At 60.5% G+C, this 14,921-nt stretch carries 13 protein-coding genes and 2 pseudogenes; 4 read left to right on the plus strand and 11 right to left on the minus strand.

The features are described 5' to 3' along the window. Positions 1 to 151: 151 nt before the first annotated feature. The 6 genes from HNW77_RS05275 to HNW77_RS05300 all read right to left on the minus strand — a co-directional run bounded on the left by HNW77_RS05275 (position 152) and on the right by HNW77_RS05300 (position 2,739). Entirely contained in the window at positions 152 to 700 is a 549-nt protein-coding gene (locus tag HNW77_RS05275; RefSeq protein WP_241694306.1) for a DUF2285 domain-containing protein, read from the minus strand. A 19-nt stretch (positions 701 to 719) separates the two neighbouring features. Next, positions 720 to 938 carry a transcriptional regulator domain-containing protein gene (locus HNW77_RS05280; RefSeq protein WP_039732312.1) on the minus strand — a complete coding sequence of 73 codons (219 nt, stop codon included), beginning with the start codon at positions 936 to 938 and terminating at the stop codon, positions 720 to 722. A 139-nt stretch (positions 939 to 1,077) separates the two neighbouring features. After that, on the minus strand, positions 1,078 to 1,341 hold the full coding sequence (locus HNW77_RS05285) for a DUF2285 domain-containing protein (RefSeq protein ID WP_062272368.1): 264 nt from the start codon (positions 1,339 to 1,341) through the stop codon (positions 1,078 to 1,080). A 129-nt stretch (positions 1,342 to 1,470) separates the two neighbouring features. Further along, positions 1,471 to 1,755, minus strand: coding sequence for a helix-turn-helix domain-containing protein (locus HNW77_RS05290; RefSeq protein WP_039732310.1), 285 nt, complete (start codon positions 1,753 to 1,755; stop codon positions 1,471 to 1,473). Between the two features lie 183 nt (positions 1,756 to 1,938). Further along, positions 1,939 to 2,076, minus strand: coding sequence for a hypothetical protein (locus tag HNW77_RS05295; RefSeq protein ID WP_165829200.1), 138 nt, complete (start codon positions 2,074 to 2,076; stop codon positions 1,939 to 1,941). Between the two features lie 339 nt (positions 2,077 to 2,415). After that, a complete protein-coding gene (locus HNW77_RS05300; protein ID WP_007396851.1) occupies positions 2,416 to 2,739 on the minus strand; it encodes a DUF736 domain-containing protein in 324 nt (107 codons plus the stop codon). 868 nt (positions 2,740 to 3,607) lie between these two features. Here HNW77_RS05300 and HNW77_RS05305 point away from each other — a divergent pair. Next, on the plus strand, positions 3,608 to 4,210 hold the full coding sequence (locus tag HNW77_RS05305; RefSeq protein WP_241694307.1) for a plasmid pRiA4b ORF-3 family protein: 603 nt from the start codon (positions 3,608 to 3,610) through the stop codon (positions 4,208 to 4,210). A gap of 201 nt (positions 4,211 to 4,411) precedes the next feature. Here HNW77_RS05305 and HNW77_RS05310 read toward each other — a convergent pair whose 3' ends face one another. The 5 genes from HNW77_RS05310 to HNW77_RS05330 all read right to left on the minus strand — a co-directional run bounded on the left by HNW77_RS05310 (position 4,412) and on the right by HNW77_RS05330 (position 10,667). Beyond that, entirely contained in the window at positions 4,412 to 5,347 is a 936-nt protein-coding gene (locus tag HNW77_RS05310; RefSeq protein ID WP_172155857.1) for a DUF2493 domain-containing protein, read from the minus strand. Positions 5,348 to 5,675: 328 nt separating this feature from the next. Continuing rightward, a complete protein-coding gene (locus HNW77_RS05315) occupies positions 5,676 to 6,737 on the minus strand; it encodes a DUF7146 domain-containing protein (RefSeq protein WP_172155859.1) in 1,062 nt (353 codons plus the stop codon). Continuing rightward, positions 6,724 to 7,164, minus strand: a complete 441-nt coding sequence (locus tag HNW77_RS05320) for a hypothetical protein (protein ID WP_172155861.1) — start codon at positions 7,162 to 7,164, stop codon at positions 6,724 to 6,726. The genes HNW77_RS05315 and HNW77_RS05320 overlap by 14 nt, the downstream gene beginning before the upstream one ends. Before the next feature lie 83 nt (positions 7,165 to 7,247). Next, positions 7,248 to 8,450 carry a DUF932 domain-containing protein gene (locus HNW77_RS05325; RefSeq protein WP_172155863.1) on the minus strand — a complete coding sequence of 401 codons (1,203 nt, stop codon included), beginning with the start codon at positions 8,448 to 8,450 and terminating at the stop codon, positions 7,248 to 7,250. A 138-nt stretch (positions 8,451 to 8,588) separates the two neighbouring features. Then, positions 8,589 to 10,667: a ParB/RepB/Spo0J family partition protein gene (locus HNW77_RS05330; protein ID WP_172155865.1), complete on the minus strand. Its 2,079-nt coding sequence runs from the start codon at positions 10,665 to 10,667 to the stop codon at positions 8,589 to 8,591. 342 nt (positions 10,668 to 11,009) lie between these two features. Between HNW77_RS05330 and HNW77_RS17655 the strand changes: the two are divergent. The 3 genes and pseudogenes from HNW77_RS17655 to HNW77_RS05345 form a co-directional block, all read left to right on the plus strand. After that, positions 11,010 to 11,165, plus strand: a pseudogene (locus HNW77_RS17655) (integrase); the annotation flags it as partial. A gap of 166 nt (positions 11,166 to 11,331) precedes the next feature. Then, positions 11,332 to 12,066: pseudogene (locus HNW77_RS05340) on the plus strand (IS91 family transposase); the annotation flags it as partial. 517 nt (positions 12,067 to 12,583) lie between these two features. Beyond that, on the plus strand, positions 12,584 to 14,869 hold the full coding sequence (locus tag HNW77_RS05345; protein ID WP_172155867.1) for an nSTAND3 domain-containing NTPase: 2,286 nt from the start codon (positions 12,584 to 12,586) through the stop codon (positions 14,867 to 14,869). Positions 14,870 to 14,921 lie beyond the last annotated feature (52 nt).

The raw sequence follows: 14,921 nt of genomic DNA on the forward strand, positions 1-14,921 counted from the left end.
AAAGCAGGCGTTGGGGGTGGACGAAGATTTTTCGATGTCAGTGTCCACCCCCACGCGTCGGAGCGTATGCCCGAGACGCCGGGCGCAGCCGGGCATATGGCAGCGTTGAACTGATGGGAAAACGCAGCGCGAAGAAGCAAAAACGACTATGTTACCGACCGCGTAAGAAATCCAGGTAGCCGCCGCTGACCCGGTTCCGGGCGTCAAGAATCAGGCGCTCCGCATGGCGCCGCGCCGCCGTGTTGCGCCATTCCACTGCCGGTAAATCCGCCTGCCATGAGCGATTGGCCGCAATGGCGATATCGCGGGTGGTGCCGCCAGCTTCGTGAATATCGAAGGCGAGCAGGAGCAGCATCTGCCGCGCGCGTTGCAATGGGGTGAGCCGGAGGGCGCGCGGAAGCAGACCGACACGCTGGCCGCGCTGCCTGCGGAAAAAACGCAGCGCCACGTCGAGACGCAGTTCGGCGGCGTCATCCATCGGCAGGAGCACGGCGGGTCTACCGATGGCCAGCGGGTTCAGAAGCCGAAGGTAAAGATCGCCCGCCACATCGCCGATCACCAGCCACGTGTCGTCTTCCGCATCATGACGGGCCAGAATAGTTCCGAGCACCGCCGGATTGATCGGGGTCACGATGGCGAAATCCGATGGCGCGGATGTCAGAATCAGCGTGGCCGGTGAAACCTCGGGCCGCCAGACCATGTGCCCCTGACGGGCGGGTTCATCGGGTGCATGGACAAAAGCAGAGCCCCCAGCGTCGGGTGAACGCTGCACACTCGGCGGCAGAATCCACGCCACGGCGGCCAATCCGCCGTTGCAGGCGGGCATAATCGCAGCGATAGGTGGTGTTACGACGGAGAAATTCGACGGCGAAACCGGAGCGGTCCAGACGGCTGATATGGTCGCGCAGTTCCGGTGAACGCCAGAAGGATGTCGGCATGCGGGCCTCCCTGCCTGTCCCCCCATGCGGCGAAAGGGGGAGCTTCCATCAGCCAGATTGGGAGCGTGAATGCATAGACCCTGATTTTTTATCGGGGAGAGAAGCGCAGGGCGCATGCGGGAGCCGGGGCGAAGCCCGGCTATTGCAGGCGCGGTTGCAGCAGATGCTGGAAACCTGCTTCGGTCATCCAGCGCGCCCGTGCCAGATGCCTATCATGCACCACCTTGGCGCGTTCGGGTTCACAGACGGGATCAAGGCCAAACAGCACCGCAACGACCTCGCGCCAGTCCGCCCCTTCCTCGTCCGCGACCAGAAGGCGCAGATAGAGCCCTAGATGCGCTTCGTCGTAGGCGTTCACCCGTTGGGTGAGAGGGGGATGATCGAGGAAAGACGGCTCCGTCATGACGGTTCCTCATGATACCGCTGCCAGATCGGTTCGATAACAAAGATCTGGATTGCTGACCGGCCCGGCTCGCATGCCCCGCCAGAAATCAGCGCGCCCAAGGGGGAAAAATGACATGAACGGAGCGGATCAGGACGATTCCACCCGGCCACGCCCCCTACCCTGCCGCGTCTGGATATCGGAAGTCTCGTTTAGAAACATGACGCCGCGTCCCTGTCCGGACTCGATGAACAGAATGCCCGCCGCTTCCAGCGCGCGACGGACCTGATCGATCGTACCCTCGTGAACGCCCAGACCGCGTTCGGATTCAAGGCGCTTGAGCGCGGTCAATGCTACGAGGGCCTTTTCAGCGAGCCTTTCCTGTGTCCAGTTCAGAAGTGCCCGTGCCGCCCTTACCTGTCGGCCAGTGATCATCCGCGATCACATCCGACACGCAAGGCCTGCACACCAGAAATACGACTATAATAGTCGCTTTGTGGATATTCAACATTGTTCTTTCCGGGCGAAGGCAAAAAGGAATCGGCGTCCACGCACCATTCAGGCGGCTTCAGTGCTGTCGGAGAAGACCGACGGGCTGACCAGAAAAAAAGCCCCCCGTCAGGCGGGGGGCTCGGCATCGCGTCGGGCAAGCGCCTCCTTGAGTTCGCGCTCGATCTGTCGGCGCTCGCGTTTGCTGAGATGAAAGCTGGTCAGTTCGGCCCGCAGCATCTGGATGTGGTCGTGTAACGTGGTCATCGTCCTGCTCCTTTCGTTTCTCGAAGACAGGACGGACGGCTCATGCCGGGGCGGACCGGGTCAGGGATCGCCGCAGGCGACCGGCTCGCCGGCGCGTGGGGGAGCCGATTTTGTCTGGCGCGCCCGGCACGGGTGCGTCGGGCAAAATTGGGGGGACCACGCGTCCTTGACGCGGTGCGCCCTCGCGCATGGTACAATGGGAAGGCTGAGGGAAAGCCTCGTATTCCGCCTGCGTCTCACGTCGGGCGACCAGCACGATCGCCCGCGCCCGGGAAGAGCCCGCCAGAAAGCCCGGAAGGCCCCGCCCGGAGAGACCGGGCGGGGTTGGTCGTGGGAGGTTCAGTCCCCGTTCCGGCTGCGCGGCCGGGTCCAGATCAGGGAGTAGCCCTCGCCGTCCTCGTCGGTGAACAGGTTGGCGAAGATCGGGGCGGCGAAAGAGGGATCATCCAGCTTCAGGCTCAGATAGGTGCGCCCTTCGCTGGAGCGGCGGGTCCAGGCCGCACCGAGTTCAATCCTGCCCAGATAGACGCGGTAGTTGGGGGCGTTGTCGTTGGGACGGTTGGTTTCGGCCACCAGCCGGACGTTGCGGGCCTGCAGGGCCAGGGTGACGATTTCGCCTTCGAAGCCTTCGCCCACCTTCTTGAAGGAACCGATGTTAGCCATTGTCGTGTCTCCATGCTGTTATCGGGCCGCGACCACCGTGGCCTCGATGGCGATCGACCAGCCGGAGGCGAGCGGCAGAGCACCCCTCGGGGCCGCAGCGCAGCGGAGGACGGCAGGGCCGGAACTTTCTTGTCCCGCGAGGAATGACGGCGCAGCCGTCAGGGGAAGAAAGTTCTGGCACGCCGTTGCGGCCAGCCGATCGAGGCGTAGCCGGTCTTCGGCTAGATCAGCCATCAATCAGAGGCCATGGTGTGCGGACCCGACAGCCCCTCGGAGATACGATGCCGGCATGACTGGTCCTTCAGAGGGTGACGATGCAATCTGGCGCGAGACTGTCACCCTGCCACTGTGGGAAACTGGCCCCGTCCGGTGGTCGTGTTTCCGTTCCCGATGTTACGCCCCCTTTCCTCGCTCATGGGCAGGGTTGCGTCGTGCGGTGCGACAGGCCCCACTCCCGGCACAGGCGCATCCCGTCAAAGCGATCCGGATGATTCCTCGTTCGCAGCCTGCCGTCCCGGCCCTTTCGCCGATGGGGATGCCATGGGCTTTTCATCCATGGACCGTCCCCGCAGGCGCACGGGGCTACCACCGAAATCCGTCCCGCCGGTTCTCCGGGCGGGGGCCGACCAGGGGTGGACGAACGTGTCTCCAGCCATCAGACTCGCAGCGGCTGGGGAGCCCGACGTCATTGCGGATCAGGCGTCAGATTGGCTATTTTCACAGACCATCGTGGAAATCACGCCCACCACGCTCTGTAAAAACCGTGCCGAGAAATCAGCACTGATCTTACACCCCGCCACACGCAACTTTCTTGACTTTGTCAGGCATTGCCGATTTTTTTGGAACCATGTTTGGACCTCCCAACGCTATGCAGCTCAGAGTCTCGATCGACGAGATCGAACCAGCCGTCTGGCGGCGTCTCGTCGTGCCAAGTGAATGGAACCTGGAGCAGCTTCACCTCGCTATCCAGGCGGCCTTTAACTGGTGGAATTATCATCTCCATGAGTTCGAGATCGGGGGACTGCGTTACGGAAATGCCATTGAGGCTGCGGAAGGATCGGCCATCGGCGATCCCCAGGTCTTTGACGAGCGCCAGGTCCGGTTGCGCGATTTCCGCAACGCGGGCACGGCGTTCACCTACGTCTATGATTTTGGCGACGACTGGCACCACACCGTAGAAATCGAAGATCTGCTTTTCCTCGAAAGCGCTCCCCACCACGCGACCTGTGTTGACGGCGCGCGTGCCCGCCCGCCCGAGGACGTTGGCGGCATTTCAGGCTATGAGCGGTTTCTGGAGGTACTCGGCTCCCCCAAGGATCCAGAGCATCGGGAAACCAAGGCCTGGTGTGGTGGCCATTTCGATCCCGAGTGGTTCGATCTTGCAACCGTCGACAAGGATGTCCGAAACGCATTGAAGCCGAATGTGAAAAGAAGGCTGCATCAGCCGAAACCGAAAAAAAGCAAGTTATAGATATCACTAAGTTAATCAGGCGTGTTTTAAGGTAAAGGTCAATATTGTCGATCGGGATCGACGGCAGAATATGCTACAATCCGTCATTGGATAGCCGGATTGGACGCGTCATGCCTTATTTATTTTAAGCACTGAAAAGCAGTCAACGCGCTAGCTCGATGCTACCATGCCGATTTCTCGGCACGGTTTCCGCACTACCTGTCAGATGCCACTCTCTTTCTGGAACCTCCAGACCGGGATACCCATCTGCTTCGCCTTGTCGGCCAGATTGTCCTGAATGCCCGATCCCGGGAACACCATGACCCCGATGGGCAGGGCTTTCAGCAGGGCGTCGTTGCGCCGGAACGGGGCCGCCTTGCCATGCCGGTTCCAGTCGGGTTTGAAGGCAATCTGCGGAATTTCGCGGTGGTCCGCCCAGCGAGAGGCAATGAATTCCGCGCCCTTGGGTGAGCCACCGTGCAGCAACACCATGTCGGGGTGCTTCTCGCGCACCTTGTCCAGACGGTTCCAGATCAGATGATGGTCCTCGTAATCGAGCCCGCCGGTGACCGCGACCTTTGGCCCCGGAGGCACGAGCAGTTCGGTTTCGGCCTTGCGGCGGGCACTGAGGAAATCACGGCTGTCGATCATGGAAGCCGTCAGGGTGCTGCGGCTGACCAGCGAGCCGGAGCGCGGGCGCCAGGGCGACATTGTCAGGCGTTCGAACTGGTCGCAGGCCAGGTCGCGGAAAATCTCGTAAGCGTTGCGTCGCTCCAGCAAAGTCAGCCCCTCGGCAATGAGGCGCTCCAGTTCCACCGAGCGGATTTCGCTGCCGTCCTGTTCCTGCTGGCTGCGTTTCTGTGCCGCTTCGTTGCGGTCAAGATCGCGCTCCACCTGCCCGACCATGCGATGGAAGACATTGACCGTGGACCAGAGCAGCGGTTCGAGATCGGGTTCCAGCCGGGTGTCGGTCAGCGTGGCGGACAGGGCATCGAAGATGTCGACCACCGCGCCCTCGATCTGGCTGGCGTCGGGCAACGGCCTCGGGTCTGGCTCGTCCTCGAAGGGACGGTGGCCGTAAAGCTGGAGTTCCGCCAGCACATGGGCGGTGGAAGAGGTGGCGTGTGCGGGTTCGAAATCGTCCTGTGTGCGGGTCATGGGCTTGTCCTCCGGTTCTGGCCGCGCCCCTCGCGGCCTTTCCGGGGGCGGACAGCGGCAGACGAAGACCGGGCCGGAACCGCGCGCGGCACGACGCGCGGCCGGAACGCAGTGGAGGATGGCAGGGAGACGGCTATTTTGCTTCGCGATGCAAAGCGCGGACGCAGTCCCGCGCGGCGGAAAATAGCCGTCTCCGCCATTGCAGGCCCGGCCTGGCTGACGCCCGCTCCCCTTCCTGAAAGGCTGCGGGCGCGCCTCATCCGGATACAGGACAACCCCGCGCCACACCGGAAAGAAGACGGACCTCACACCCCCTTCCCGGCCCGCCTCAGTACGTGACCGGATGCAGGAACCGCGCCACGTCCTGCGGGGCAAGCTGGGAATGCAGGATCGCCCGCATCGCGCCACGCCCGAGATAGCGGAGATCATCGTTGAAATCCGCCAGACGCGGTGACAGCACGAGGCACTCGATCCCGGCCTCCTGCGTCCGAGCCTGCAGGATCGTTACCGCATGGTCCCCGGCCAGGTCGTCATCGCGCAGCACATAGAGGCGGCGCAGCGTATTTGGAAACACCATGGCGGCGAGATGCGCCGAGGACAGGCAGGCGGCCAGTGGCAGATCGGGCATGACCTCATGGAGCGAGAGCACCGTCTCGATACCCTCGCCCGCCGCCAGAACGTCGGATGTCGTACCAAAACGCACGGCGTTACCGAGCAGGTCGCCCATCGCCCGTCGCGGCATTTCGACAGGCGCCTTGCCGCGCCCGTCGTGCGCCAGCCAGGTGCGATGCACGCCGGTCACGCGACCTTCGAGGTCGGTCACGGCGGCAATCAGCGCGGGCCATGTCTCGGTCGGACTGTCAGTGTCGGCGCGATAATAGCAGTCGAGGTGGAAACGCAACGCGGCCAGCCCCGAACGGTCCGTCAGATCGCGGCTTCGCAGATAGACGTCTGCAATGCCCGACAGAGGTCGGCTGGCATCCCACAGACGGCGTGCAGCGTCCGTACTTGTGCCACCCGTCTCTGCTCGCCGCGATGGGACCGTCCGCAGGCGATCCCCCGCCCGGTCAGGTTCGGGATGCGGTAACGCCAAAAAGCTGCGCGCCTCGTCGGCGACATCACGAAAATCGGCGAGACCAAGGGCTTCACGGATCAGATCGAGCAGATCGCCGAATTCACCCGTGCTGGCATCGGTCCAGCGACCAGCCGCGCCCCGCCCTTCCGAGGGACCATGGAGGCGGACATAGAGCGACCGTCCTGGTGTATTGCGCACATCACCGACCAGCCAGTAATTACCATGCCGCCGCCCGGCCGACAGGTAATGACGGCACACCGCCTCTGCGTTTTCCGCCAGACGACGCGCGAGATCGCCCGCATTATGCACGGTCATCGCCCTCCCCTCCTGTGTCGGGATCGCCTCCGTCCAGGGCGATCGCCAGCCAGCGATCGGTGGTCATCCATGAAATCGTCCTGCGCCGGCCAAGGTCAAGCAGATGCGCGCCACCGCTGAAGGCCCCGATCCGGGGACGCGAGGCCGTATTGGCCCACTGGAATCCCCATCGGCCCCGCAACCGGAATGTTCGCGCACAGCGTAGCACGAATTCCACGACCTGATGCGGATCGCCGGTCACCTCATCGTGCATCCAGAGTTTCGTGCCCCCATATTCCGGCACGATCGACAGGACAAAACCGTCAGATGGCGGATCTTCCGCCGCCAGTTCGTCCATGAATTCATTGTAGAGATCGAGCGCCTTGGCCGCGTTTTCCACTGTGCCCACATCAAGCACGCAGGAAAAATGCGTGAAGAAATCAGCCATCGGAAGAACTCCCGAAACGAAAAAGCCCGGCGCAGTGGCCGGGCTCGTAAAAACGTATTGGCGGAAAGACAGAAAAGCGGCTTTCAGGAAGCACGCTCCATCAGCCTGCGGGCCTTCTCCTCCAGATCCAGCCGCGTGTCCTGGTTGGCCTTTGTCCGCGCCAGCGCTGTAATCCCCTGCACGAAATCGAACACGCTCTCGGGCTTGCGTCCCTCCTCGTTCAACACGGTTTCAATGATCTTGCTGGTTTCCGGTTTCGAGAACCCGCGACGTCGCAGGAAACTTTCCCGATCGTCATCGGTTCTGGCCACCAGCGCCTGACGCGAGGCCTGAATGCCCGAGACGAACGAGGCCGGGCTGGCCGTGGCGAAATTCCGCAGGGCGGGTGTCGCCTGATGCACGAAACGCGAGGCTGCAAACTTGCTATGCCGGATCGTAATCTGTTCGAAATTTTCGATGCCCCACAAAAGGCGGTTTTGACACACTCCGCGCAGGTAGAATGACGCAATGCCGAGGCTCTTGCTGCCAACTTCCGAATTCCAGGCATAGAAGCCCCGGAAATAGAGATCGGGGTCGCCATTGGGCAGGCGTCCGGCCTCGATCGGGTGCGTATCGTCCACGAGGAATAAAAAAACGTCCCTGTCTGATGCGTAGAGCGTGGTCGTTTCCTTGGTGATATCCACATAGGGATTATGGGTCATGGTAGCCCAGTCGATGACGCCCGGCACTTTCCAGTTGGTATCGCCTGTGCCGTCACCAGCAATTTTCCGCACCGCGCCGACCAGTTCGTGATCCCAGATGCGGCCGTAATCCGGACCGGTTACGGCGCGCAGTTCCACCCGCCCGTCCTCGGTTTCCAGTGTCTTGACCAGTTCGGCCCGATGCGACAGCAGCCCGTGCTGCAGGTTGATCGCCGCCAGCGGAGCCGGAAGGTTTCGAAGATACGCGGATGGTGCGCCAACCAGGCTGCACATCTGGCCGAACGACCAGTGCGTGGGCGCGATCGGCTCATGCTGCCCCGGCACGGTCAGGGCCAGACGTTCGGCATTGTCACGCGAAGCCTCAACGTGGATGGCGCGGCTTTCCACCGTGCGGGCCGTGGCCCGGTCTGCCCGCGCCAGGGTCGCGGCATGCAGGTCGGACAGGGACAGGTAACGCTCGTCGTCGGGGCGCGAGAACCATTCGGACGATACGCGGGTATTGCGGCCGCCACGGGAGGGATCGATCCGGAAGCCGCCGGACGCGGCGCCACGGGACGCAGGGGGCAGGATGTTGATCGTGGTCATGGAAAACTCTCCTCTGATGCCGGTTATTCGGCACCAGAGGCGAAGCCGACCTCTCCCTCTTTCCGGGATGCCGGACATGAAAAAAGCGGCTTCCGGGCACCGGAAGCCGCTGTCTCAAAGTTCCAGACCTCATAAGGGCTACTCGGCGGCGATGGCCTCCATATCCCCGCCTGCCGTCACTGTTTCAGCCTGTGCCTGATCGGCCAGCCCTACGGTCCGCAACGCCTCGGGCAGCCAGCCCGAGCCATCCAGCAGCCGCTCGGCCTCGCGCGCCATGTCGGGCTTCTTCAGGTGGGCGATGCGCTCTGCCGCCTCAGCACCGCGTGCTTCCCGCACCGCCTGAAGGATACGGGCCTTGGTCACCCGACCGAGATAGTTCTCGACCGTGGGCTGCCAGCCTGCCTCGACCAGATCGAGGCTGAGGGCGGACGCCAGACGGTCTGCCCGTCTGAGGCGCTCGGTGACGCTGCGCTGGGACACCGCGCCATAGGCGGGCATGCGCTCGTAGAGCGCATTGACCCCGAAGGACAGGCAATGCGCCAGAAGCGCCATGCGACTGGCGTCGTCCAGCCCGTCGATCCAGCGCCACAGCGCATCCTCGTCATCGGGCAGGTCGTGTTTCCAGCCCTCGTTGCGCTGGCGCAGCGCATGCGCCGGTACACTGCCCGGCATGTCGGGCGAATGGACCGGCAGCGGGATTTCGCGGACATAGGCTTCCAGGCAATCCGCGCCTGGTGTCTGCCAGTAAACATCGCGCACCAGCGTATGCAGGAATTCAGTCAGGGCAATATGCGGGTTGCTGGCAAACGCGTCCCGCAGGGCCAGCGTACGCCAGGCTGTCAGTTCGGTCAGCAACCGGTCAGGCAGTGGTTTGATCCCGTCTTCCTCCTCGGGTTCGATGTCGGGAGAGATGCTGCCGTCCTCCCTGTCCTCATAACCTTGGCCTGTGCTATCGTCGTCGTGCCGATCATGCGGACGATGACCGTATTCATCGACACTGCCAGCATCATCAGCCTCCTCCGGCTCGACCGGCATGTCCTCGGGCAGTACGAAACCCCGCTCCACCTGCAGCGTGCCATCGCTGTCGAGGCTGACGAAGGCGCCTGCCCGCGCCATGTCAGCGGGATCGAACGCCAGTGGCCGTTCTTCCAGGGCAAGAATGGCCTGTTCTATCTCGCCCAGTCTTGCATCGACCTCGTCTGGATATTCATCGGCCTGGGCATATTCAGCCTCGATGGTTTGCTGCTCGGCACGCAGGACTTCGAGACGGGCTGTCTCTTCATCGGTCAGGGGCACTTCCCTGCCATCGATCTCGACGAACTGCCGTGTGTGTCCCCATGGGAACGATAGCGCCGTCTCGACCCATTTCCAGCCCTCGGCGCGGATATCTTCTGCGGCTGCATGCAGCTTTTCGATGACCAGCTGGTCCAGAATAGCCGGATCCTGCAGCCAGCCGCCGTCATCGGCCTCGAACAGGTCGCGCATGACGTGGCCACCCGCTACGATATAGGCCTCCAGCCCGACGAAGCGGGCGCGGGCATCCGAGGCCCGCACGGTCTTTTCCGTCAGCATGCGACGGATGACGTAGGGTTCGCGGTTATGGCTCTGGGACACGATGTCCCAGACCTGTTCCTGGCGGGCATGATCATCGCTGATGGAAAAGGCCATCAGCTGTTCCAGCTTCATGCCATCCTGCTCGTAGATATCGAGCAGTTTGTCGGACACCGTCATCAGCCGCAGGCGCTGTTTGACCACGGCCGGTGCGACAAAGAACGCGGCAGCGATTTCTTCCTCGGACATGCCTTTCTCCAGCATGTCGCGAAAGGCCCGAAACTGGTCCAGCGGATGCAGGGCCACCCGCTGCACGTTCTCGGCCAGGGAATCATCCTCGGCGAGAATGGCCGATCCGGCCTCGCGCACGACGCACGGCACGGGTGCCGTCTTTGCCAGTTTCTTCTGCTTCACCAGCAGTTCAAGGGCGCGAAAACGTCGCCCACCGGCTGGCACTTCATAGCTACCGGTTTCGACACCAGCATCATCAAGGATGGGGCGGACATTCAGGCTCTGCAGCAGTCCGCGACGCTCAATGTCGCGGGCCAGTTCCTCAATCGACAGGCCGGACTTCACACGCCGCACATTGGACTGGGACAGCACCAGCCGGTTGAACGGGATGTCACGGGACGAACTGAGGCTGATTTTGGGAATAGTGGTCGCCATGGCGAAAAACTCCATGACGGGCGGACAGGAGACTCTCTCCCATCCTCTCAACCCGTCACGAAAATCCCCGCAGCCCTCTGACTCTAAAAGCCCCGAACGCGCCCAAAATCCGCAGCCTTTTCCCGGCAGGAAACGACGGCAATGGGGGGGAAGAACGAACCCGCTGCGCGGGATTGGTGCGATGTGCAGGTCTGTCACCACGGCGTGAGCGATCTGTTTTATTTGGAACTGTCCTGATCGGGCCAAGCACTCTGGCTTCTTCCCACCAGAAGGAGCCGGATGATGACAGAGTCCCTGTGCATTGCTGCAATCAGTCCCCTTCGCCAGCGCCTGCTTGATGACATGGCGGTGCGGCGGTTCTCCCGGGAGACGCAGCGCAATTACCTTCGCGATGTCGGCCGTTTCGCCACGTTTCTGGGCCGCTCACCCCACACGGCAACAGTCGAGGATGTGCGCCAGTTTCAGATTGCGCAGAACGCGGCTGGCATGCCGACACCGACCATGAACGCCATCGTGTCGGCGCTGCGGTTTTTCTTCACCCAGACGCTCGACCGCCCCGACCTTGCACGCAAGTTGGTCCGGGTAGCGCAGCCCCGCAACCTGCCCGTCGTGCTGAGCCGTGATGAAGTTGCCCGGTTGCTCAACGCGACGTATGCCTCAAGCATCGGCGCTGACCCACCATCCCCATGTGCACATGATCGTGCCGGGTGGCGGTCTCTCGCCCGATGGCCAGCGCTGGATCTCGTCGCGCCCGGCCTTCCTCCTGCCCGTTCGCGTGCTGGGCAAGCTGTTTCGCCGTCTGTTCCTCACCCGGCTGCTCGCACTTTTCGATGCCGACCGGCTGGTCTTCCGGGGGCAGCTTGCCCCTCTCGCAGACCGTCGTACCTTTCTGCGGTATCTGGCCCCTGTGCGAACCAGACCCTGGGTCGTTTATGCCAAACCACCTTTTGCCGGTCCCAAAGCGGTGCTGGCCTACCTGTCGCGCTATACCCACCGCGTCGCCATATCGAACCGCCGCCTCCTGGCGTTCAACGAAAAGGGCGTGACGTTCCGCTACAAGGACTACCGGCGGGACGCGGCCCACCAGCAGCAGGTCATGACACTCGCCACGGATGAGTTCATCCGCCGCTTCATGCTGCATGTCCTGCCACGGGGATTTCATCGCATCCGCCATTATGGCCTGTTGGCCAGTTCCAGTCGCAAGGCCAGCCTCGCCCGGGTGCGGGAACTGCTGAATGTCATATCCACACCAGCGCCAGAAGTCCCGGAAGCCGAACCGGTCACGCCACCGCCGTGCCCATGCTGTGGTGGTCCGATGGTCGTCATCCAGATCCTTCCCCGATGGTGCCAGTCCCGAGGGCCGCCACAGGCGACTGATCCGGCCGGGGGATCACCATGACAGCCCGCAGAGACCACAGCATGACCGATCCCAATGCCGAAGTGGCTGCACTCCGGCAAACCGGGGCTCCTGTACGCATCACCGGAAAAACCGGGAAAATCGCTGTCTGCACCGCCAGTTCTGTCATCGCGTCATGCAGATCCGGTCATAAAAACCCGTTCCAGTTCCACAAACGCACCTGTATGCTCTGGCTCAGGCTCTCCCCCGGGGTGGCGCCAGTTGCAAATTCCCCATAACTGAGTCCCGGTGTCGCGGGTTCGGTCTTCCCAGACTTTCGTACGCCTCGCGGCGCCCGAAACTCTTCAGGGCAGCGGAATGTCGGGTATTGGAAAGATATGACCGAAAACAGTCCTTTGTGCCATTTGTGCAAATGACGGCTACCGACCAACTCGAGCCACTTCGCTTGGCGGTAGAAAGCGACCACCATCAGGATATGCTATCGTTCGAACTAACTTGATCAGATACCATTGGCGACGCTTCGCTGCGTATCGACCTAGACACATTTAGCGGTAAGATCGTGACATACAGTTTCACCTCCCTCTCTCCAGCCGATTTTGAAGATCTTGCACGAGACCTGTTGGGCGAGGAATTAGCTTGTCGATTTGAGGGGTTTGGCCCTGGTCCCGATGGAGGTGTTGACGGACGCCACGCAAAATCTGGAGCAACCACAATCCTTCAGGCGAAGCACCTTCGCATGTCAGGTTTCGCAGCATTGGCAAGGCAAATGCGGAATGCTCGCCCATCGATCGATCAAATACAGCCGGACCGCTATATTCTCGTCACTTCGGTTTCTCTCACGCCCGCTAATAAGAAGGCGCTCGCGGATATCATAGGCCCAAGCCTGATCAACGCATCTGATATATTGGGTTTTGAAGACCTGAACTCGCTTCTTCGAAAGCATGACGATGTCGCTAAAAGCCACGTCAAACTTTGGCTATCCGATACGGCTATCCTCGAACGAGTTTTGCAGTCTGCATCACATAACTTCACGACAGTCACCCGAGCGGAGATCACCGCAAAACTAAACGTTTATGCCGAAAACCCGAGCTTTGGTCAGGGACGAAAAGTTCTCGAAAGCCAACGCATTTTGATCATTTCCGGGCCTGGAGGCGTGGGAAAGACAACTTTGGCCGAAATGCTGGCGTATGCCTACATCGGGGAAGATTGGGATCTCGTCGCGATCCGAAGTCTCGACGACGGATTTGCGCGGATAAATGACAGTCGCCGGCAGGTGTTCTTTTTTGACGACTTTTTGGGTCGCATCGCGCTCGACGAAAGAGCCTTATCTACCCAAGACACCGAGCTTGGCCGGTTTATTGCGCGAGTACGTCGTACGCCCACAGCAAGGTTTATCCTCACGACCCGTGCACCAGTTTTTCAACATGCAAAACTTGTGTCCGATGTCCTTGCCGATCACAGGCTCGACGTGGCGCAATATCTGCTTGATGTAGGTATTTATACTCGCCGAATACGGGCTCGAATTCTTTACAATCATCTCGTCGTCGCTGGCGTACCAATCGAACATATTCGAGCACTCTATGATACCGGAACGATCAAGAAAATTATTGATCACAAGTTCTATAATCCACGAATCGTAGAATGGATGACTGACGCATCGCATATCGAAGATGTGGCAGCCGAAGATTATCCTGAAATATTTATTAATAAGCTAAATGATCCAGAGTCAATCTGGGACAAGCAATTTCAGCATCACATACCACGTCGGTGTCAGCATCTTTTATTTGCTCTCTATTTTGGGTCACAATACGGCGCAGAAATTGAAGATATTCAGGAAATATTTGAAGGGCTGCATCCACTTTTGTGCCAGAAATTCGGCATAGCCTGGGACGCTAAGGATTTTGAGAACAGCGTAAAAGTGCTGGAAGGCGGCTTTATCGCCGTCGCAAACGGCCGCATATCATTTATTAACCCGTCCGTTCGTGATTATCTCTACCGCTATCTGCTCGACAGAAAATTGTTGGTAACGATGGCGGCAGGAGCCCCCACGCCCTCGTGCGCGATGCAAATAGTCGATCAGTTCAAAAAGTTATCCGACCTAACGCCTGATAACTGGAGGACATTCTTGGCGGGTTTCTCGGCGCTTGTGCAACGGCTCAACACGATACCGAGATGGAAGCGTATTTCTTCGAACCCTACCAATTTCCGTGCCTATAACACGACAACATCAGACCGTATCAATATGCTGCTTCAATGGTGGAAGTTGAGCGGACTTGAGCTATTTTTGGAAACGGCGGTCGCAATCGCAACCAACCCAAAAGACCAATTCAAGTCATGGGATGATGCTCGGACGCTGCCCACCATCCTCGCCAACCTACTATCTGCACCTCAGAACGAAAAAAAAGATACAGGCCCGTTGGCCGTCGCTATCGAGAGCGCCATTCGCAAAATGCTCGGCGGCTCTCTCGATCCTGATGACCTCGAACGCGTTGTGACATCGATCGACACCAACAAGGCCAATCTCGGACATATGTTCGATGGTGAAATAAATACGGCAATTCCTGAAATGATCGAGAATGTAAGTGACAATCTCGGGCATGTGGACTCAGATTCAACTCTCTCTGACTACATTTCGACTGTTGAAAAACTCGCCAATCGTATCGGGTACAACCCACAAGCAGTGGAGAGCGCTAAACGTGCCATTCAAAGCCGGATTGAAGAGGTGAATGAGAATGCCGCGCAGGATGAAGAGTTGTCCGTGACCGGTGAGGATGTGCAGGAAGATACTTTCGACGATCAAGATTTGAAAAATCTCTTTGAGCCTCTTCTCGCCGAAGAAGATTAGGTCAGTGAAGGGGGGGGGCTTGCCGGCCGCCTGTTTTGGAGCAATGGAGTTG

The organism is Komagataeibacter melomenusus, from assembly GCF_013155395.1.
GTDB classification, from domain to species: Bacteria; Pseudomonadota; Alphaproteobacteria; order Acetobacterales; family Acetobacteraceae; genus Komagataeibacter; species Komagataeibacter melomenusus.

Excerpts from the sequence above, each read along its gene's own strand:
- HNW77_RS05275 (WP_241694306.1), bottom strand. The coding sequence starts at position 700 with ATGGTCTGGCGGCCCGAGGTTTCACCGGCCACGCTGATTCTGACATCC.
- HNW77_RS05280 (WP_039732312.1), bottom strand. The coding sequence starts at position 938 with ATGCCGACATCCTTCTGGCGTTCACCGGAACTGCGCGACCATATCAGC.
- HNW77_RS05285 (WP_062272368.1), bottom strand. The coding sequence starts at position 1,341 with ATGACGGAGCCGTCTTTCCTCGATCATCCCCCTCTCACCCAACGGGTG.
- HNW77_RS05290 (WP_039732310.1), bottom strand. The coding sequence starts at position 1,755 with ATGATCACTGGCCGACAGGTAAGGGCGGCACGGGCACTTCTGAACTGG.
- HNW77_RS05295 (WP_165829200.1), bottom strand. The coding sequence starts at position 2,076 with ATGACCACGTTACACGACCACATCCAGATGCTGCGGGCCGAACTGACC.
- HNW77_RS05300 (WP_007396851.1), bottom strand. The coding sequence starts at position 2,739 with ATGGCTAACATCGGTTCCTTCAAGAAGGTGGGCGAAGGCTTCGAAGGC.
- HNW77_RS05305 (WP_241694307.1), top strand. The coding sequence starts at position 3,608 with ATGCAGCTCAGAGTCTCGATCGACGAGATCGAACCAGCCGTCTGGCGG.
- HNW77_RS05310 (WP_172155857.1), bottom strand. The coding sequence starts at position 5,347 with ATGACCCGCACACAGGACGATTTCGAACCCGCACACGCCACCTCTTCC.
- HNW77_RS05315 (WP_172155859.1), bottom strand. The coding sequence starts at position 6,737 with ATGACCGTGCATAATGCGGGCGATCTCGCGCGTCGTCTGGCGGAAAAC.
- HNW77_RS05320 (WP_172155861.1), bottom strand. The coding sequence starts at position 7,164 with ATGGCTGATTTCTTCACGCATTTTTCCTGCGTGCTTGATGTGGGCACA.
- HNW77_RS05325 (WP_172155863.1), bottom strand. The coding sequence starts at position 8,450 with ATGACCACGATCAACATCCTGCCCCCTGCGTCCCGTGGCGCCGCGTCC.
- HNW77_RS05330 (WP_172155865.1), bottom strand. The coding sequence starts at position 10,667 with ATGGCGACCACTATTCCCAAAATCAGCCTCAGTTCGTCCCGTGACATC.